The sequence below is a fragment of the Streptomyces sp. AC555_RSS877 genome, assembly GCF_019049245.1.
In the GTDB taxonomy this organism is placed as follows: domain Bacteria; phylum Actinomycetota; class Actinomycetes; order Streptomycetales; family Streptomycetaceae; genus Streptomyces.
The window spans coordinates 1-18,486 of sequence record NZ_JAGMUK010000004.1; the positions used below are offsets into that span (position 1 = coordinate 1).

17 protein-coding genes are annotated in these 18,486 nt (G+C 70.5%); 12 read left to right on the forward strand and 5 right to left on the reverse strand.

Annotation, left to right across the window (positions count from 1 at the left end; genetic code table 11):
• The first annotated feature begins 270 nt into the window (after positions 1–270).
• The 6 genes from KUM49_RS02515 to KUM49_RS02540 all read left to right on the forward strand — a co-directional run bounded on the left by KUM49_RS02515 (position 271) and on the right by KUM49_RS02540 (position 6,230).
• Positions 271–1,731, forward strand: coding sequence for an aldehyde dehydrogenase family protein (locus KUM49_RS02515; protein ID WP_217234984.1), 1,461 nt, complete (start codon positions 271–273; stop codon positions 1,729–1,731).
• A 141-nt stretch (positions 1,732–1,872) separates the two neighbouring features.
• On the forward strand, positions 1,873–2,421 hold the full coding sequence (locus KUM49_RS02520; protein ID WP_217234985.1) for a DinB family protein: 549 nt from the start codon (positions 1,873–1,875) through the stop codon (positions 2,419–2,421).
• Positions 2,422–2,447: 26 nt separating this feature from the next.
• Complete coding sequence (locus KUM49_RS02525; RefSeq protein WP_217234986.1) at positions 2,448–3,089, forward strand: PadR family transcriptional regulator; 642 nt, start codon at positions 2,448–2,450, stop codon at positions 3,087–3,089.
• 74 nt (positions 3,090–3,163) lie between these two features.
• Positions 3,164–4,117, forward strand: coding sequence for an ATP-binding cassette domain-containing protein (locus KUM49_RS02530; protein WP_217234987.1), 954 nt, complete (start codon positions 3,164–3,166; stop codon positions 4,115–4,117).
• On the forward strand, positions 4,114–4,875 hold the full coding sequence (locus tag KUM49_RS02535) for an ABC transporter permease (RefSeq protein WP_217234988.1): 762 nt from the start codon (positions 4,114–4,116) through the stop codon (positions 4,873–4,875). The genes KUM49_RS02530 and KUM49_RS02535 overlap by 4 nt, the downstream gene beginning before the upstream one ends.
• Positions 4,876–5,051: 176 nt before the next feature.
• Positions 5,052–6,230, forward strand: a complete 1,179-nt coding sequence (locus tag KUM49_RS02540) for an exo-alpha-sialidase (protein ID WP_217234989.1) — start codon at positions 5,052–5,054, stop codon at positions 6,228–6,230.
• 59 nt (positions 6,231–6,289) lie between these two features.
• Here KUM49_RS02540 and KUM49_RS02545 read toward each other — a convergent pair whose 3' ends face one another.
• Both KUM49_RS02545 and KUM49_RS02550 read right to left on the reverse strand, forming a co-directional pair.
• On the reverse strand, positions 6,290–7,702 hold the full coding sequence (locus KUM49_RS02545) for a glutamate decarboxylase (protein ID WP_217234990.1): 1,413 nt from the start codon (positions 7,700–7,702) through the stop codon (positions 6,290–6,292).
• Positions 7,703–7,743: 41 nt separating this feature from the next.
• Complete coding sequence (locus KUM49_RS02550; protein WP_217234991.1) at positions 7,744–9,027, reverse strand: ion channel protein; 1,284 nt, start codon at positions 9,025–9,027, stop codon at positions 7,744–7,746.
• Positions 9,028–9,176: 149 nt separating this feature from the next.
• On the opposite strand from KUM49_RS02550, the gene KUM49_RS02555 reads away from it, so the two are divergent.
• Positions 9,177–9,938, forward strand: coding sequence for a MerR family transcriptional regulator (locus tag KUM49_RS02555; RefSeq protein ID WP_217234992.1), 762 nt, complete (start codon positions 9,177–9,179; stop codon positions 9,936–9,938).
• 18 nt (positions 9,939–9,956) lie between these two features.
• Here the strand turns inward: KUM49_RS02555 and KUM49_RS02560 are convergent, their stop codons facing one another.
• Entirely contained in the window at positions 9,957–10,322 is a 366-nt protein-coding gene (locus KUM49_RS02560) for a YbjQ family protein (protein WP_217234993.1), read from the reverse strand.
• Positions 10,323–10,453: 131 nt separating this feature from the next.
• Between KUM49_RS02560 and KUM49_RS02565 the strand changes: the two genes are divergently transcribed.
• The gene (locus KUM49_RS02565) at positions 10,454–11,368 is read left to right on the forward strand and encodes a DedA family protein (RefSeq protein ID WP_217234994.1); all 915 of its coding nucleotides are present in this window, start codon (positions 10,454–10,456) and stop codon (positions 11,366–11,368) included.
• A 63-nt stretch (positions 11,369–11,431) separates the two neighbouring features.
• On the opposite strand, the gene KUM49_RS02570 is transcribed toward KUM49_RS02565, so the two are convergent.
• Complete coding sequence (locus tag KUM49_RS02570; RefSeq protein WP_217234995.1) at positions 11,432–13,138, reverse strand: threonine/serine exporter ThrE family protein; 1,707 nt, start codon at positions 13,136–13,138, stop codon at positions 11,432–11,434.
• Between the two features lie 103 nt (positions 13,139–13,241).
• Positions 13,242–13,733, reverse strand: coding sequence for an inorganic diphosphatase (locus tag KUM49_RS02575; protein ID WP_217234996.1), 492 nt, complete (start codon positions 13,731–13,733; stop codon positions 13,242–13,244).
• Between the two features lie 79 nt (positions 13,734–13,812).
• Between KUM49_RS02575 and dacB the strand changes: the two genes are divergently transcribed.
• The 4 genes from dacB to hpt all read left to right on the forward strand — a co-directional run bounded on the left by dacB (position 13,813) and on the right by hpt (position 18,476).
• The gene (gene dacB, locus KUM49_RS02580; RefSeq protein WP_217234997.1) at positions 13,813–15,411 is read left to right on the forward strand and encodes a D-alanyl-D-alanine carboxypeptidase/D-alanyl-D-alanine-endopeptidase; all 1,599 of its coding nucleotides are present in this window, start codon (positions 13,813–13,815) and stop codon (positions 15,409–15,411) included.
• 62 nt (positions 15,412–15,473) lie between these two features.
• Positions 15,474–16,598, forward strand: a complete 1,125-nt coding sequence (locus KUM49_RS02585) for a zinc-dependent metalloprotease (RefSeq protein WP_217234998.1) — start codon at positions 15,474–15,476, stop codon at positions 16,596–16,598.
• Positions 16,599–16,789: 191 nt separating this feature from the next.
• Positions 16,790–17,842: a tRNA lysidine(34) synthetase TilS gene (gene tilS, locus KUM49_RS02590; RefSeq protein ID WP_217234999.1), complete on the forward strand. Its 1,053-nt coding sequence runs from the start codon at positions 16,790–16,792 to the stop codon at positions 17,840–17,842.
• 73 nt (positions 17,843–17,915) lie between these two features.
• Complete coding sequence (gene hpt, locus KUM49_RS02595; RefSeq protein WP_217235056.1) at positions 17,916–18,476, forward strand: hypoxanthine phosphoribosyltransferase; 561 nt, start codon at positions 17,916–17,918, stop codon at positions 18,474–18,476.
• The last annotated feature ends 10 nt before the right edge of the window (positions 18,477–18,486 follow it).

Here is an 18,486-nt window from a genome sequence, read left to right on the forward strand (position 1 = left end):
TCCTCCAGATCACACCGGACCGCGGCCAACTCCCCACTCATCACACCCGGTCAACGGCCCGCCCCATCAAACGGACACGCCACCAGCGACTGAACCTGCCAAGCCCTACTAGGGGTCTGCGCCGGCATTTCCCGGGGTTCTCCGCCGGCTTTTCCCCGAGTTCTCCCCAGAAGATTGCTCTCCGTCTCCAACTCGCGTGCGACGCACGTACGATGACGTGTGATCAGACCGTGACGTTGATCGTGTGTCTGCTAGTGATTTGGGGATCACATGTCGTCCTACTTCACCGACCTGGCTCAGCAGTACATCGACGGTGAGTGGCGCCCGGGCACCGGTTCCTGGGACATCATCGACTTCAATCCGTTCGACGACGAGAAGCTGGCGTCGATCACCATAGCCACGGTCGACGAGGTCGACGAGGCGTACCAGGCGGCCGCCCGTGCCCAGCAGGAATGGGCGGCGACCAACCCGTACGCCCGTCGCGGGGTCTTCGAGAAGGCGCTGCGGCTCATCGAGGAGCGCGAGCAGGAGATCGCCGAGGTGATCATCGCCGAGCTCGGCGGCACCCGACTGAAGGCCGGCTTCGAACTGCACCTCGCCAAGGAGTTCCTGCGCGAGTCGATCAACCTGGCGCTGCGCCCCGAGGGCCGGATCCTCCCGTCGCCGGTCGACGGCAAGGAGAACCGCCTCTACCGCGTCCCGGTCGGCGTCGTGGGTGTGATCAGCCCCTTCAACTTCCCGTTCCTGCTGTCGATCAAGTCGGTCGCCCCGGCGCTCGCCCTCGGCAACGCCGTGGTCCTCAAGCCGCACCAGAACACGCCGATCGTCGGCGGCTCCCTGGTCGCGAAGATCTTCGAGGACGCAGGGCTCCCCGGCGGTCTGCTCAACGTCGTCATCACGGACATCGCGGAGATCGGCGACGCGTTCATCGAGCACCCGGTCCCCAAGGTCATCTCCTTCACCGGCTCCGACAAGGTCGGCCGGCACGTCGCCACCGTCTGCGCCGCCAACTTCAAGCGCTCGGTCCTCGAACTGGGCGGCAACAGCGCGCTGGTGGTCCTCGACGACGCCGACATCGACTACGCGGTCGACGCGGCCGTGTTCAGCCGGTACGTCCACCAGGGCCAGGTCTGCATGGCCGCGAACCGGGTCCTCGTGGACCGTTCGATCGCCGAGGAGTTCACCGAGAAGTTCGTCGCCAAGGTCAGGACCCTCAAGGTCGGCGACCCGCGCGACCCCGAGACGATCATCGGCCCGGTCATCAACTCCTCCCAGGCGGACGCGCTTTCCGCGGTCGTCGAGCAGGCGATCGCCGAGGGCGCGACGGCGCTCGTGCACGGCACCACGACCGACAACCTGGTCGAGCCGTCCGTCCTCACCGACCTCCCCGCCGACTCCGCCCTGCTCCGGCAGGAGGTCTTCGGCCCGGTCGCCTTCCTCATCCCCTTCGAGGGCGAGGAGGAGGCCGTACGCATCGTCAACGACACCCCGTACGGCCTGAGCGGCGCCGTCCACACCGGGGACATCGAGCGCGGCGTGAACTTCGCCAAGCAGATCGACACCGGCATGTTCCACGTGAACGACGGCACCGTCCACGACGAACCGCTCGTCCCCTTCGGCGGCGAGAAGCACTCCGGCATCGGCCGCCTGAACGGCGACACGACGGCGGACGCGTTCACCACGCTGAAGTGGATCTCGGTGCAGCACGGGCGCAGCGGGTTCCCGTTCTAGCCGGTGCCCTTCCGTTCTTTCTCGGATTTGACGGGCTTCGACGGGCCCTTGCGGACAGAAGCTGTCCGCAAGGGCCCGTAGCTTCGTCGGTGTCAGGGGGAAACCCCCGGACGACCCGATCTCGACGAAAGGCGGCCGGTCATGGTCACTCACGTTCGCGCGGAAGCCCAGGGCGACGAGCGCGGCGCACTGCTCTCCTTCCTGGCCGAGCAGCGCGGCGGCATCCGGCGGGCGCTGCTCGGGCTGACGGACGAGCAGGCCTCCTCGCGCCCCAGCGCCAGCGAACTGACCCTGGCCGGCCTGCTCAAGCACGTCGCCGAGGTCGAGCAGGGCTGGGTGGCCCGTGCCAAGGGCGAGGCGCCGGCGGTGAAGCGCGACGAGTCGAACTGGGACGAGTGCTTCCGGCTGGCGGGTGACGAGACCGTCGAGTCGCAACTCGCGTACTGGGAGCAGGTCGCCGCCGACACGGAGGCGTACGTCCGCGCGGTCCCGAGCCTCGACGACACCTTCCCGCTCCCGAACGAGCCCTGGTTCCCGCCGGACGAGTCGGTCTCCGTGCGCTGGCTGGTCCTGCACCTGATCCGCGAGACGGCCCGGCACGCCGGCCACGCCGACATCATCCGCGAGTCCCTGGACGGCGCGAGTGCCTGGGACCTGGTGGCCAAGGAGCAGGGCGCCTCCTGGGAGTGACCTCGGCGCGGCCTAATCTGGACCGCATGTCAGCGATCCGCCTCCTCGTGCTCGGCGCGGTGCGCCAGCACGGCCGGGCCCACGGCTACCAGGTGCGCAACGACCTGGAGTACTGGGGCGCGCACGAGTGGTCCAACGCCAAGCCCGGCTCGATCTACCACGCCCTGAAACAGATGGCGAAGCAAGGCCTGCTCCACGCGCACGAGATCGCGCCGTCCACCGCGGGCGGCCCGCCACGCACGGAGTACGAGATCACCGAGGCCGGCACGGAGGAGTGCTTCAGGCTGGTGCGCGAGGCGCTGACCTCGTACGACCAGAAGATGGACGTCAAGTCGGCGGCCATCGGCTTCATGGTCGAGCTGCCGCGCGCCGAGGCCGTGGCGCTCCTGAAGGAGCGGATCCGGCGCATCGAGGAGTGGCGCTCCGCGGTCACCGCGCACTACATGCCCGAGGACGGCCCGGAGCAGCTCGGCCACATCGGCGAGATCATGAACCTCTGGATCCACACGGCCGACGCGGAGGCCCAGTGGACCCAGGGCTTGATCGCCCGCATCGAGGGCGGCGCCTACACCTTCGCCGGTGAGGGCGAGCCCTTCGTCGGCATCCTGACGGAGGGCCAGGAGAACCCGTACGCGACCGGGGAACGGCATCCGGGAGACGCGAGCTAATCAAGTTTGACCAATCCGGTTCCGGGCATTACCTTCGCCGGGTAATCAAGTTTGATTAGCGAGGGAGTGGGTCAGTGGCCGACACGGCGATCACCGTCGAAGGCGCACACAAGAAGTACGGCGACAAGAAGGCACTGGACGGACTCGACCTGCTGGTCGGGCGAGGCACGGTGCACGGCGTGCTCGGGCCGAACGGCGCGGGCAAGACGACCCTCGTCAGGATCCTGTCCACCCTGCTGCGGCCCGACGCGGGCCGCATCGAGGTGGCGGGACACGACCTCGTGACCCAGTCCCAGGAGGTCCGGTTCCGTATCGGCCTGCTCGGTCAGCACGCGGCCCTCGACGAGGAGTTGTCCGGCCGCCAGAACCTGGAGATGTTCAGCCGCCTGTACCACCTGGGCGCCCGGCACGCGCGCCTTCGTGCCGCCGAACTCCTGGAGCGCTTCGGCCTCGCCGACACCGGCCGCAAGGCCGTCCGTGCCTACAGCGGCGGCATGCGACGCCGCCTCGACCTGGCGGCATCCCTCATCACCGAACCGGAGGTCCTGTTCCTGGACGAACCCACGACCGGCCTCGACCCGCGCGGCCGCACCGAGGTGTGGGAAGCGGTCCGCTCCCTTGCCGGTGCCGGTACGACGGTCCTGCTGACCACGCAGTACCTGGAGGAGGCCGACCAGCTCGCCGACCGCATCTCGGTCGTCGACCGGGGCCGGGTCATCGCGGACGGCACGGCGGACGAACTGAAGGCGAGGACCGGGGGCGACCGTATCGACGTGGTCCTGCGCGACGCGGGCCAACTGGGCGCGGCCGTCGCCCTGCTACCGCTCGGCGGCTCCGGCGTGTCCGTCGACAGCCACCGACGGCTGCTCAGCGCCCCGGTCACCGACCGCATGGCGGCCCTGTCCGGTGTCGTACGCGCGCTGGAAGAGGCCGGGATCGAGGCGGAGGACGTGGCCCTGCGCCGCCCGACGCTGGACGAGGTGTTCCTGCACCTCACCGGCGACCACCGAGTGAAGGAGGCCGCGTGACCACCTACGCCTTGACCGATTCCTGGACCATGACCCGGCGCGAACTCGCCCACTGGGCACGGCAGCCGGTGCAGATCGTGGTCAACCTGGTCTTTCCCGTGATGCTGTTGCTGATGTTCGGCTACCTCATCGGCGGCGGGCGGGAGGTCGAAGGGGGCTACGTCGACTACCTGCTCCCCGGCATGCTCGCGCTCACCATGGCCTTCGGCCTGGAGGGCACCATGCTCGCCGTCACGCAGGACCTCAACAAAGGCGTGATCGACCGCTTCCGTTCCATGCCGATGGCCAACGGGGCCGTGCTGGTGGGCCGTTCGGTCGCGGACATGCTCCAGTCGGTGCTGAGCCTGACCGTGATGATCGGCGTCGGCCACGCCATCGGCTGGCGGACGCACGGCGGGGTCGCCGGCTTCCTCGGAGCCGTCGGGCTGCTCCTGCTGTTCCGTTTCGCCATGTTGTGGATCGGCATTCACCTGGCGATGGTGGCCGGGAAGCCGGAGCTGGTGCAGGCCGTGCAGATCCTGGTCTGGCCGATCGGCTTCCTCTCCAACGCCATCGCGACCCCCGAGTCCATGCCGGGGTGGCTGGGCACGCTGGTCGAGTGGAACCCCATGTCCCAGACGGCGACGGCGGTACGGGACCTGTTCGGCGGGCCGGGCGGGGAGCCGGGGCATGTGTGGGCGGCGGTGCTGTGGCCGTTGGCGCTGGTGGGGGTGTTCTTTCCGTTGGCGGTACGGAGGTTCGGGGCGTTGAGCAAGTAGGGCGGGGCGGCTCGGAAAGGTCGTCGCGAGGAAAGTCGCGGGGAAATGGGAACCCCGGCGCGGTGAGCGGTGTACCAGAAATGACAGTGCATCGCGGCCGGACGGATCCGGTGGATCGGGGGGTTCCCATGGGCTGGGGCTGGGGCTGGGGCGGGAGCGGGAGCAGGAGCAGGGCGGTGGTGGTCGCCGTGGTGGGCGTGCTGGTGTTGGCGACGGCGTGCGGGGACGCGGGGGCGGGCGGGCGTGCGCCCGGAAGTGCGGAGGCCCGGGCTCCTCGTGTCCCGTCGGCGCCGGACCTCCCCGGCTTCGTGGCCGGCATCGGCTTCGCGTCGGACGGGAGCGGGTTCGCGCTGCTCGCGGAGTGCGGCAGGACGCGGTGCCGGCAGAGAGTCGCCGTGCTCGACCGGGGCGCCCAAGCGTGGCGGCTCGGGCGTTCCCCGCTGCCGGACGTGACGGGCGACCTCGGGATCACGGCGGGACTGGTCGTCCTGGGGCCCGGCCGGGCGCTTCTCACGGACGGCACCTGGCCGGCCCCGGACGGGACCTGGTTCACGGGGGACGCAGGCCGCAACTGGCGGCGGGGCTCCAGCGAGCCCTCCGGGTCGACTCCGGTCGTGCCCGAAGGCGGTGTGCTGGTCGAGGACTGCCTGCGGGTGGACCGGGAGGACAACGGCTGCGAACGGTCCCGCCTGGCCGCCGTCCTGCCGGACACGGGGGAGTACAAGGCCCTGGCCACCCAGCCTCCGCTGGAGGGCGCGGTGCGGCCGGCGGGGGAGGCCGTGCCGGAAGCGCAGAGTGGCCTGGTGGGCGCGCCCGCCGAGGAGCTGCTGTTCGCCTCCGGCAGTGACCCGGGCTCCGACCGGCCCGCACTCGCCGTCAGCGAGGACCGGGGGCGCAGCTGGCGGCTCTCCCCGCTGCCAGGGGCGGCGGAGCACGGCTGGGGCGCGCGCGTGGTCGGTGCCGCCCGGCCCGCGACGCTGTACGCGGTCCAACCGGGCATCCCGCCCGACGAGGACGACGTGAAGAACGGCCTGCTCGCCCTGTACCGCAGCACCGACGGCGCCCACACCTGGGAGCGGGTCTGGAAACACCACAAGGGCGTCGAACCGCGCTCGTCACTCGGCATCCCGATCGCCGCCGCCGACGGCAGCCTGACGGTTCACGGTGAGGCGGGCGTCTGGCGCAGTGTCGACGGCGGCCGTTCCTTCACGGGATCCGGCTCCCGGGGACTGGCGGGCTCGGTCACCCGGACGCCGCTCGGTTACCTGTGGAACGACAGCTTCGGCGCCGGGAGCTTCCGCATATCCGCCGACGGGGTCCACTGGACGTCCTTCGAGCTGGGCCAAGGGAACTGAGGGGGGAGCAGACGGGGCGGAACGTACGGGAACATACGGGAGCACACCGCACAGTCGGCTCAGTGATGGAACCCGGTGGCCGCCCCCTTGTCCCGGGTCGACGGTTGCGACTGCTTCCGCAGTTCGGGCAGCAGCCGTCCCAGGTCCTCCACGAACAGATCGGCGAGGTCGGCAGAGAACCCGTTGCGGCACACGACCCGCAGGACGGACAGGTCCTCACGGTTCGGCGGGAAGGTGTACGCCGGCACCAGCCAGCCCCGCTCGCGCAGCCGTCGGGACACGTCGAAGACGTCGTACGCGTCCACGTCGGGAGCGGTCGTGAAGGCGAAGACCGGCAGCTCGTCACCCCGGGTCAGCAGCCGGAAGTCACCGAGCGCCTCCACGCGTTCGGCGATGCTGAGGGCCACGTCCCGGGTGGACTGCTGCACGGCCCGGTAGCCCTCGCGGCCCAGCCGCAGGAACGTGTAGTACTGCGCGACGACCTGGGCGCCCGGCCGGGAGAAGTTGAGGGCGAAGGTCGGCATGTCGCCGCCCAGGTAGTTGACACGGAAGACGAGTTCCTCGGGCAGTGCCTCCTTGTCACGCCACAGCGCCCAGCCGACGCCGGGATAGACGAGCCCGTACTTGTGGCCGGAGGTGTTGATGGAGGCGACCCTCGGCAGCCGGAAGTCCCACACCAGGTCCTCGTCGAGGAAGGGAGCCACCATCGCGCCGGACGCCCCGTCGACGTGCACGGGGATGTCGAGGCCAGTCCGTTCCCGCAGGGCGTCGAGGGCGGCGCAGAGTTCGGCGATCGGCTCGTAGGAGCCGTCGAAGGTGGAGCCGAGGACGCCCACGACACCGATGGTGTTCTCGTCGCACAGTTCGGCGGCGGCCTGCGGGTCGAGGTGGAAGCGGTCGCCCTCCATGGGTACCTGACGGGCCTCCACCTCCCAGAAGGTGCAGAACTTGTCCCAGCAGACCTGGACGTTGACGCCCATGACGAGATTCGGGCGGACGTCCCGGCCCGGGTAGCGGTCGGCGTTCCGCTGCGCCCAGCGCCGCTTGAGCGCCATGCCGGCGAGCATGCACGCCTCGCTCGACCCGGTCGTCGAACAGCCCACGACGGCCGCCGGGTCGGGCGCGTTCCACAGGTCGGCGAGCATGGCCACACAGCGCCGCTCCAGCTCGGCGGTGCGCGGGTACTCGTCCTTGTCGATCATGTTCTTGTCCCGGCACTCGCCCATCAGGACCCCGGCCTGCGGCTCCATCCAGGTGGTGACGAAGGTGGCGAGGTTCAGCCGGGAGTTGCCGTCCAGCATCAGCTCGTCGTGCACGAGCTGGTAGGCGGTCGTGGGCGGCAGGGGAGTGTCCGGGAGGCGGTGCTTGGGCGGGGCCTCGGACATGCCGCCGACCGGATTCGCCTCGCCGTAGAAGGGGTTGAAGGACAGGGGGCGCTCGTCGGGCTTGTCGGTGCCTTCGTGGAGTGGCATGGGCGGGTCTCCTCAGGTGATGAGCGGGTTCGTCGGCGGGTTCAGATGACCGGGGTTCCGTCCTTGCGCAGCTGCATCTGCGGCCGCCCCGTCACCAGGAGCCAGGCCGGCAGGGAGGCGATGCAGAGGAGGGCGAGGATCGTGGGGGAGGCCACCAGCACGGCGGCCGTGAACAGGCTGATCCAGCCCTGCCGGGTGATGGCGAGGAGCATCCCGAGGACGCCCGCGGCGACACCCAGAGCCGGAGGGACGGCGGGCACCAGGGCGTGCGCGCCCAGCCCGAAGGCGGTGCCGACGAACACGGCTGGGAAGATCCGCCCGCCCCGGAAGCCGCAGGACGCGGCGACGAGCAGTGCGGCCAGCTTCACCACGGTCATCGTCGCGAACTGCCCCGCCGACCAGCCCTCGGGGTCGTGGGCCAGCTCGCCGATCTCGTCCAGCCCCTTGAAGAGCGTCAGATGGCCGCCCAGCGCCGCCAGCAGGCCCAGCACCAGCCCGCCGGCCGGAAGGGTCAGCATCGGGTGCCCGAGCCGGGCGAAGGCGCCGTGGACGTACGGGAAGGCGTACACGGCCGCCATGCCGAGCAGCGCCGCCGCCGAGGCGACCACCAGCGCCGCCAGCAGATCGCCCCAGCCGGGCGGCCCCAGGGCGGGCAGGTGCAGGTCGAAGGACGGATGGGCCACCAGGTCGATCGTCAGAGCGCCGGCCGCGGCGGCGACCAGCGGCGCGAAGACGTTGTCCCACAGCGCCCCCTTCAGCTGCTTCCCGGCCAGCGCCTCGGAGATGACCAGCGCCGCCGCCACCGGCGTGCCGAACAGCGCGCCGATCGTCGCCGCCTCCGCCAGCGCCGGCCACAAGCTGCCCGGGACCCGGGGGAGCAGCCGGCTGCCCAGCCAGAAGGCGAGCGCCACGTTCACGGCGATGATCGGGTTCTCGGGACCGAGACTCGGCCCGCCCGCGAGCATGAGCCCGGTCGCGAGCACCAGCCCCGGCAGTACGGCGAGCGGGAGGACGGGTGCGTCGAGGCCGGTGGTGGCCGGGTCGGGTCCGGCGTGCCCGGGCACCTTCCACACCACCAGCCCGACCGCCACGCCCGTTGCGGTGAGCACGACGAGCATCCAGAGGACGGAGTACCGGCCGATCCCGAGCGCGTCCGGCAGGTTCTGCCACAGCACGTCCTGGAGTTCCCCGGCCGCCGCGCTCACCCCGACGAAGATCAGACTCGCCGCCACACCCACCACCAGAGCGGGGAGGATCAACGGCAGCAGTACGCGCGCCGGGGTCGCCGGGGCGGTGGATGCCTGCTGCACGGTGTCCTGGGCCACGGGCTCACGATAAGGGGGCAAAACGGACTCAACATCCGGTGGGATCCGGCCGGGGGTCGCCGCATCGGGCGCTCGCCGGACATCAGGCTTGCACCTCACGTCGCGTGAGGACCCACCGTGGAGGGCGTACCGGGAAGGGAGCGGACGAAGTGAGCTATTCCGTGGGACAGGTCGCCGGTTTCGCCGGAGTGACGGTGCGCACGCTGCACCACTACGACGACATCGGCCTGCTCGTCCCGAGCGAGCGCAGCCACGCGGGCCACCGGCGTTACATTGACGCCGACCTCGACCGGCTGCAGCAGATCCTGTTCTACCGAGAGCTCGGCTTCCCGCTCGACGAGGTCGCCGCCCTGCTCGACGACCCGGCCGCGGACCCGCGCGCGCACCTGCGCCGCCAGCACGAACTGCTGACCGCCCGGATCGAGAAGCTGCAGAAGATGGCCGCGGCCGTGGAGAACGCCATGGAGGCACGCACGATGGGCATCAACCTCACGCCGGAGGAGAAGTTCGAGGTCTTCGGTGACAAGGATCCCGAGCAGTACGCCGAGGAGGCGGAACAGCGCTGGGGCGGCACGGCGGCGTACGCCGAGTCACAGCGCCGCGCCGCCGGCTACACCAAGGACGACTGGCAGCGCATGCAGGCCGAGGTCAACGACTGGAGCGAGCGCTACACCGCCCTGATCGCCGACGGTGAACCGCCGACCGGCGAGGCGGCGATGGACATGGCCGAGGAACACCGGCAGCACATCGGCACGTGGTTCTACGAGTGCCCGTACGAACTCCACCAGAGCCTCGGCGAGATGTACCTCGCCGACGAGCGCTTCAAGGCGTTCTACGACTCCATGCGCCCGGGCCTCGCCGAACACCTGAGGGACGCGATCAAGGCGAACGCGAGCCGTCACACCTCGTGAAACCCCGGCCCGGGAGCCTCACTCCCGGGCCAGGACCACCGCCGTCCCGTAGGCGCACACCTCGGTGCCCACGTCCGCGGCCTCCGACACGTCGAAGCGGAACATCAGCACGGCATTGGCCCCACGCGTGCGTGCCTGTTCCACCAGCCGCTCCATGGCCTGGTTCCGGGTCTCCACCAGCGTCTTGGTGAGCCCTTTGAGCTCACCGCCGATCATCGACTTGAGCCCCGCGCCGATCTGACTCCCGAGGTGCCGGGACCGTACGGTCAACCCGAAAACCTCTCCGAGGACCTCCTGGACCCGGTGGCCGGGCACGTCGTTCGTGGTCACCACGAGCACGTCCGGCCGGGGTCCCTGACCACCGCCGTAATCTTCGATACCCATGGTCCACAGCTTTGTCCCAGACGGGCCACAGTGCATCCTGGGGGCGCCCATGGAACCTGGGCCACGACGGCTGCGTTGATACTTTTGGCAGCCAGCCCAGCCCGTCCCCCACACGCAGGAGCCACAAACCCGTGACGACCACGCTCGCGCTCGGCCCCGAGTGGCTCAGCCCCGACTATCTGATCGAGACCTTCAGCCTGCCCGGCATCCTGCTGATCGTCTTCGCGGAATCCGGGCTCTTCGCGTTCCTGCCGGGTGACTCGCTGCTGTTCACGGCGGGCCTGTTCGTGGCCGAGGGGAACTACATCACCCAGCCGTTGTGGCTGGTCTGCACGCTGATCGTGCTCGCCGCGGTGATCGGCGACCAAGTGGGCTACATGATCGGCAAGTTCTTCGGCCCCAGGCTCTTCAGTCGGCCCAACTCCAAGCTCTTCAAGCAGGAGAACCTGGAGAAGGCCCACGAGTTCATGGAGAAGTACGGCCCGAAGGCGATCGTCCTCGCCCGCTTCGTGCCGATCGTGCGCACCTTCGCCCCCATCGTGGCGGGCGCCGGCCGAATGCAGTACCGCACGTTCCTCACGTACAACATCATCGGCGGCGTGCTGTGGGGCACCGGCGTCACCCTCGCGGGCTACTGGCTCGGGCAGATCGAGATCATCAAGAAGAACGTCGAGCCGATCCTCGTCCTGATCGTGGTCGTCTCCGTGGTGCCGATCGCCGTCGAGTACCTCCGCGAACGCAAGAAGAAGCGCGCCGCGGCCCAGGCCCCGGCCGCCGCCTACCAGCCCCCGGCCATGGACGACGCGACGACCCAACTCCGCCGCATCCCGCCGACCGACGACCAGTACGGCAACCAGGGCAACCAGAACCAGCAGGGTCAGCAGGGCCAACAGCAGTACGGCTACGACCAGCACTACGGTCAGCCCCAGCAGCAGCCCCAGCCCCAGCAGCCGTACGCCCAGCAGTACCCGCAGGGCTACAACCAGGACCAGTACGGCCCGCAGCAGGGCAACAACCAGCAGAACCCGTACAACCAGGGTTACTGAGACACCGCCAAGGGGCGCGGGGGGCTGCGCGAGCAACCACGACGAACCTCTGGTCGCCGTCGGTCAGAACCCCCTCGTACGCTTTGCGGCCCTGCGCCCCGCCGCACTCCCCGCCCCCGGCAACCGCAGGAACAGACGCGAGATCTCCGACCCGAGATTGACCCCGATGGCGATGGCCATCGCCAGGGCCGCCGCCTTCGACAGCGACACCAAGCCCTCGTCGACCTGGTTCTGAGCGATCGACAACAGCCCGAAGTAGGTCGCGGAACCGGGCAGCAGGGGCCCGATCGCCGCCGTGGTGTAGGGCAGGGCGGACGCGAACCGGTACCGGGACAGCATCTGGCCGAACAGCCCCACCAGCCCCGCCGCCACCGCGGTGGAGGCCACCGGTGAGAGTCCGCCCGCGTAGTGCATCGCGCCGTACACCGACCACGCGACACCACCGTTCAGGGTCACCGCCAGCACGGTGGATCGTTCCTGCTGGAGCAGCACCGCGAAGGTCAGCGACAGCAGCATCGACGCGCCGATCTGCCACAGCGGCCGCTCGGAGTCGCCCAGTCCGGCGTCCGGGTTGAGGTGGGCGCCCAGTTGCACACCCACGTAGAGCATGATCAGCACCCCGACGACGATGCCGACGAAGAAGTACATGACTTCCAGCAGGCGCGCGGACGCGGTGATGTAGAAGCCGGTCAGACCGTCCTGCACGCCCGCCACGAGCGCCCGCCCGGGCAGCAGGGCGAACAGTCCACCGGTGACGACCGCGGCTGCCTGCACGTCCACGTGCGCGAGAGTCAGCGCGATCCCGATCGCGGCCGGGGGCATCGCGGCGACGGTGAACTGGTAGAACTCCGGCAGTCCGCGTCCCGCGCACAGCCACGCCAGCCGGTCGCCGAGCATCGCGCCCAGCGCGGCCGCGATGAAGACGATGTAGTCACCGCCGACGAGCACGGAGGCGGAACCCGCCAGCAGCCCGCTCGCGGTGGTCAGCACCCAGCCGGGGTACGGGTGCCGGTTGCGCCGGATCTCGGCGAGCCGCCGGTAGGCCTCCTCCAGGGAGATCGCCGTGTCGGGGTCGCTGAGGTCGTCGACCAGCCGGAACACGGCCGCCAGACGCGTGTAGTCGGTGCCGCGGCGGCGGACCGTCCGGGACGCGGTCACCGGATCCTCGACCAGCGACGGCTGGTACGAGATCGACAGCAGGGTGAAGGTGACGTTGGGCTCGCAGCGGTCCAGGCCGTAGGACCGGCAGACGGCGAACATCGCCGCCTCCACGTCCTCGGCACCCTCACCGCCGGCCAGCAGCAGCTCGCCGATACGCAGCGTCAGGTCGAGCACGCGCGGAACGGCCGGGCCTTCCTCCTCCACCTTCTGCAAGGGCTCCGGCGCGGGCCGCTCGGCCACCGGCATCCGGAGCATCGTGCGCATCCGGTCCTGCCAGGGCGCGTTCTTGGTGAGGCTGATCACCGGGATGCCGGTCGCCGGGGTGAACGCCGGCGGGGCGTCCTTGGCGCTGTAGGTGCGCGGTGTGCTGAACGCCGACCCCTCGGACTCCGCCGGCGGCGTCTGCGCTACGTCCAGCCCCTTGGGGACGGCGAACTCGGACGTGGCCTCGGACTCCGTGCCGACGCCTCTGGGAACGGCCAGCCCCTGCGGAATCGCGAACTCCGACGTCGTGGAGGAATCAACCGAATCCCCGACGACCGCGGTGGGGGCCGTGAACCGGCTCCTCGCCTCGTCCGACCGCGGCTTGCGGTCCTCCGCGTCCCTCACTCCGTAGCGCTCCCTGTACGACACGTTCAGCAAGCCTCAGTATGCGCACGCATACGCGAGGGGGCCGCACGCGTATGCGTGCGGCCCCCTCGCAACAGCAGGATCAGTGACCGCCCTGGTCCTTGAAGCGCTTGTACGACCGCTCGATCTCGATCTCGGCGTCCGTACGGCCCACCCAGTCGGCGCCCTCGACCGACTTGCCGGGCTCGAGGTCCTTGTAGACCTCGAAGAAGTGCTGGATCTCCAGGCGGTCGAACTCCGACACGTGGTGGATGTCGCGCAGGTGCTCGACACGCGGGTCGGTCGCCGGGACGCACAGCAGCTTGTCGTCGCCGCCGGCCTCGTCCGTCATCCGGAACATGCCGATCGCACGGCACTTGATGAGGCAGCCCGGGAACGTGGGCTCGTCAAGGATGACCAGCGCGTCCAGCGGGTCGCCGTCCTCGCCGAGGGTGTTCTCGACGAAGCCGTAGTCGGTCGGGTAGGCGGTCGAGGTGAAGAGTCGACGGTCCAGGCGGATCCGACCGGTCTCGTGGTCCACCTCGTACTTGTTCCGCGAACCCTTCGGGATCTCGATCGTGACGTCGAACTCCACCGGTGACTCCTCCATGATCAACACATAGTTCTGGTGGTTAAGTGTCCCTCACGCAGGTGTGTGATCGCGAAAGGGGCTGTTGGTCGTGCCAGAGCTGAGGCCTTGGCGAGCCGCGAGACCGCGTGTGACGCGGGTCGCGAACGCCGTACGACCGCGTCTCGCGCGCGCCACGGCGGCCGCGAAACCGCGGATCACACGGATCGCGCGGGCCGCGAAGCCGCGGGTCGCGCGGATCACGAGGCCGAAGACCTGGCAGTACACCGCGGGCGCCGCCACCGCCGGACTGGCGCTGGCCGGCGCAGTGGTGACCGCCGCCGGTCCTTGGGACTCCAGCGGTCAGCGTACGGCGGAGCGGGACCGGGCGGTTGCCCAGGAGCGCACGGGTGGCGCAGATCACGATGGCTCGGCCGGCACTTCCTCCGGCACGGCGGGAGACGGGCCCCGGCCGGCGCCCAGCGCCGCCTCCGTCCTCGCCGGCCTCGGCGGCGCCACGAACAGGGCCAAGGCGGCCCCGACCGGACCGGCCCTCGCCGAGGTCCTCGGCCCCCTCCTGAAGGACGCGGCGCTCGGCTCCCGCCGCACGGCGGCGGTCGTCGACGTGGCCACCGGCAGGCGGCTCTACGGCACAGGTGCCGACGAGGCCCTGACCCCCGCCTCCACCACGAAGATCGCCACCGCGGTCGCCGCCCTCTCCGCCCTCGGCGCCGACCACCGCCTCACCACCCGAACCGCCCTCGAACCCGACACCAACGAACTCGTCCTCGTCGGCGGGGGAGACCCCACCCTCACCGCGCACGAGGACGCCGGGGACCGGGCGAGCCTGCGCACCCTCGCCGACGGCACGGCCGCCGCCCTGAAGAAGCGCGCCATCAGCGAGGTCACGCTCTCGTACGACACCACCCTGTACGCCGGTCCCGAACTTCACCCGATCGGCGTCAACGACAACCTCGCCCCCGTCAGTGCCCTGATGGCCGACGAGGCCCGCACGGACGACTCCGCGAGCGGACCCGCGCCGCGCGTGCCGGACCCGGCGGCGGACGCGTCCAGCACGTTCGCCGGCCTCCTCAAGGAGCACGGCATCAAGACCACGTCCCCGGGCCCCTCCAAGGCCACCAGCCGTGCCGAGTTCCTCGCGACCGTCTCCTCGCCCCCGCTCTCCGCACTCGTCGAACGCATGCTCACCAACAGCGACAACGACATCGCCGAGGCCCTGGCCCGCCAGACGGCCGTCGCGACCGGCGCCAGCGCCGACTTCGGCGGCGCGGGCCGGGCGATCGGCGCCCAGTTGAAGAAACTCGGACTGCCCGTGGCGGGCGCCGGCTTCAAGGACGGTAGTGGCCTGAACCGCGACGACAGGCTCACCGCGCACCTGCTGACGTCCCTCCTGGCGAAGGCGGGCGACCCCGCCCACCCGGAACTGCGCCCCGCCCTCACCGGCCTTCCGGTTGCCGGCTTCACGGGCACCCTGACCAGCCGCTACACGGACGGCGCGGCAGGAATCGTACGAGCCAAGACGGGCACCCTGACGGGAGTGAACACGCTGGCGGGAACGGTGGTGGACCAGAGCGGCCGCCTGCTGGCCTTCGCCTTCCTGGCGTCGGACACGACGGACCCGGCGGCGGCACAGTCGGCGCTGGACAGGACGGCGACGGCCCTGGCGGCGTGCGGCTGCAGGTAACGAGGCCCCGTCAACCTCGCGCGGCCCTGCCCCAAGCGGTGGCGCTCACGTACGGTTGACGCATGACGAGCATCGGTGGTGCCGAGATGGTCGACTGGAATCTCGCGGTGGCGACCGCGACCCGGCTCGCGCGGCCGGGCCCCGAGGTGAGCCGCGACGAGGCCCGGGCCGTCGTCGCGGAACTGCGCCGACATGCCAAGGCCTCGGAGGGACACGTCCGGGGCTTCACTCGTCTGGGGACGGAAGACACCCACGACACCCCGGTCCTCGTCGTCGACCGTCCCGGCTGGGTCCGGGCGAACGTCGCGGGCTTCCGGGAACTCCTCAAGCCCCTGCTCGAGAAGATGCAGGAGCGGCGCGGCAGCACCCCCGGCGGGGCGGTCCTCGGCGCCGTCGGCGGCAAGGTCACGGGCGTCGAACTGGGGATGCTGCTGTCGTTCCTGTCCTCGCGCGTCCTCGGGCAGTACGAGACGTTCGCGCCCGCCACCCGAGACCTTCCCGCGGGCGAGAACGGCGGCGGCCGGCTGCTCCTGGTCGCCCCGAACATCGTGCACGTGGAGCGCGAACTCGACGTGCAGCCCCACGACTTCCGCCTGTGGGTGTGCCTGCACGAGGAGACGCACCGCACGCAGTTCACCGCCGTGCCCTGGTTGCGGGACCACCTTGAGGGTGAAATCCAGTCGTTCCTGGGGGAGACCGAGGTCGACCCCATGACCGTCCTGGAACGCGTCCGGGAAGCCGCTCAGTCCCTCGCAGGCGGGCGCCCCGAAGGCGAGGAGGACGAGGGCGGCAGGTCCCTCGTGGAGATCGTGCAGACGCCCGCCCAGCGGGAGATCCTCGGCCGCCTCACCGCCGTGATGTCCCTCCTCGAGGGTCACGCCGACTTCGTGATGGACGGGGTCGGACCGGACGTCGTGCCGAGCGTCGCCGAGATCCGCGAGAAGTTCCAGCAGCGTCGCGCCAAGGGGGCCTCACGACTGGACATGGCGCTGCGCAAGCTGCTTGGCCTGGACGCCAAACTCCGGCAGTACCGGGACGGCGAACGCTTCGTACGGGCCGTCGTCGACGAGGTCGGCATGGACGGCTTCAACCGCGTGTGGACGTCCCCGAACACCCTCCCCACCAAGACGGAGATCGCCAAACCGGCGGACTGGGTCGCGCGGGTGCACCGCAAGCCCGAGTCGTGAACCGGGCGCCGGGGTCGTGAAGCGGATCCGGCCGACGGCAGGCGAACGCCCCTTCAATCACCCGTCCGAGGGACCGTGAGCGATGGGTAGGCGTGCAATGCTCGGGGAACGGCCCGGTTCTGTCACCATCTACACACTCTGAGTGACCGAGCTCGGGCTCACCCCCGACAATTTCATGAAGGGAACCGGACATGGGTCCCCATCCTGCGGTCGCGGCGATACGCCTGGCGGTCCGCCGCGTCCTCCACGACATCCTCACCGACCACAGCCGTACGACCGAGGAGCCCGGCGCCTCGGACGGCCCCCCGCACGAGCGCCCGCCGTCGCCGCTCGTGCTCGTGGCGTGCTCCGGCGGAGCCGACTCCATGGCCCTCGCCTCGGCCCTCGCCTTCGAGGCCCCCAAGCTCGGCATCCGCGCCGGCGGCGTCACCGTCGACCACGGCCTGCAGCCCGGCTCCGGCCTGCGCGCCGACGAAGTCGTCCTGCGCCTGCGGGAACTGGGCCTCGACCCGGTCGAGGCCACCGCCGTGACCGTCGGCCGCGAAGGCGGACCCGAGGCAGCCGCCCGCGACGCCCGTTACGCCGCACTGGACGCCGCCGCCGAACGCCATGGCGCCCTCGCCGTCCTGCTCGGCCACACCCGCGACGACCAGGCGGAAACCGTCCTGCTGGGCCTCGCCCGCGGTTCCGGCATCCGCTCCCTGTCCGGCATGGCCGCGGTTTCCGGAGGGCCGGGTGCCGCCCGCCGTTACCGCCGCCCCTTTCTCCAGCTCGACCGGCAGACCGCCCGCAAGGCCTGCATGGTCCAGTCGCTGCCGGTCTGGGACGACCCGCACAACGCGGACCCGGCGTACACCCGCTCCCGGCTGCGCCACGAGGGTCTGCCCGCTCTGGAGAAGGCGCTCGGCAAAGGCGTCGTGGAAGCCCTCGCCCGTACGGCCCAGCTCTCCCGCGACGACGCCGACGCCCTGGACGCCTGGGCCGGTCAGGCCGCGGCCTCCGTCAAGGACGCGGCCGGTCTCCTGGAGTGCGCCAAGCTCTACGCCCTGCCGCCCGCCGTGCGCCGCCGCGTCCTGCGCCGCGCAGCCATCGACGCCGGCGCTCCGGCGGGCTCGCTGTTCGCCCGGCACATCGAGGAAGTCGACCGGCTGATCACCGGTTGGCGCGGTCAGGGAGCCATCAATCTCCCGGGCAAAGTCGTCGCCCAGCGGCAGGGTGGCAGACTGGTGATTCGGCAAGGCTGAATCCGGAACCCGCCATCGGATCGCTGACGTGGCTCGTGGGCGGTCCGAACGGCTGGTGGGACGACCGAAAGTGATGCGGGTGGACGCGAACGACATGGGTGCCGACCTCAAGACGGTACTCATCACCAAGGAAGAGATCGACGCGAAGCTGGTCGAACTGGCCGCGAAGATCGACGCGGAGTACGCGGGCAAGGACCTGCTGATCGTCGGCGTCCTCAAGGGCGCGGTGATGGTCATGGCCGACCTCGCCCGGGCGCTGTCCACCCCCGTCACCATGGACTGGATGGCGGTGTCCTCGTACGGGGCGGGCACCCAGTCCTCCGGTGTGGTGCGGATCCTCAAGGACCTCGACACGGACATCAAGGGCAAGCACGTCCTCATCGTCGAGGACATCATCGACTCCGGCCTGACCCTGTCCTGGCTGATCTCGAACCTCGGCTCGCGCGAGCCCGCATCCCTCAAGGTGTGCACCCTGCTGCGCAAGCCCGAGGCCGCCAAGGTCGCCATCGACGTCGAGTGGGTCGGCTTCGACATCCCGAACGAGTTCGTCGTCGGTTACGGCCTCGACTACGCAGAGAAGTACCGGAATCTCCCGTTCGTCGGTACGCTCGCGCCCCACGTCTACGGTGGCTGAGGGCCAAACG

What these genes read in the sequence shown, in the direction of transcription:
- KUM49_RS02515 (WP_217234984.1), top strand. Translation starts at nt 271, where the DNA reads ATGTCGTCCTACTTCACCGACCTGGCTCAGCAGTACATCGACGGTGAG.
- KUM49_RS02560 (WP_217234993.1), bottom strand. Translation starts at nt 10,322, where the DNA reads ATGGGTATCGAAGATTACGGCGGTGGTCAGGGACCCCGGCCGGACGTG.
- KUM49_RS02545 (WP_217234990.1), bottom strand. Translation starts at nt 7,702, where the DNA reads ATGCCACTCCACGAAGGCACCGACAAGCCCGACGAGCGCCCCCTGTCC.
- hpt (WP_217235056.1), top strand. Translation starts at nt 17,916, where the DNA reads ATGCGGGTGGACGCGAACGACATGGGTGCCGACCTCAAGACGGTACTC.
- KUM49_RS02585 (WP_217234998.1), top strand. Translation starts at nt 15,474, where the DNA reads ATGACGAGCATCGGTGGTGCCGAGATGGTCGACTGGAATCTCGCGGTG.
- tilS (WP_217234999.1), top strand. Translation starts at nt 16,790, where the DNA reads ATGGGTCCCCATCCTGCGGTCGCGGCGATACGCCTGGCGGTCCGCCGC.
- KUM49_RS02520 (WP_217234985.1), top strand. Translation starts at nt 1,873, where the DNA reads ATGGTCACTCACGTTCGCGCGGAAGCCCAGGGCGACGAGCGCGGCGCA.
- KUM49_RS02525 (WP_217234986.1), top strand. Translation starts at nt 2,448, where the DNA reads ATGTCAGCGATCCGCCTCCTCGTGCTCGGCGCGGTGCGCCAGCACGGC.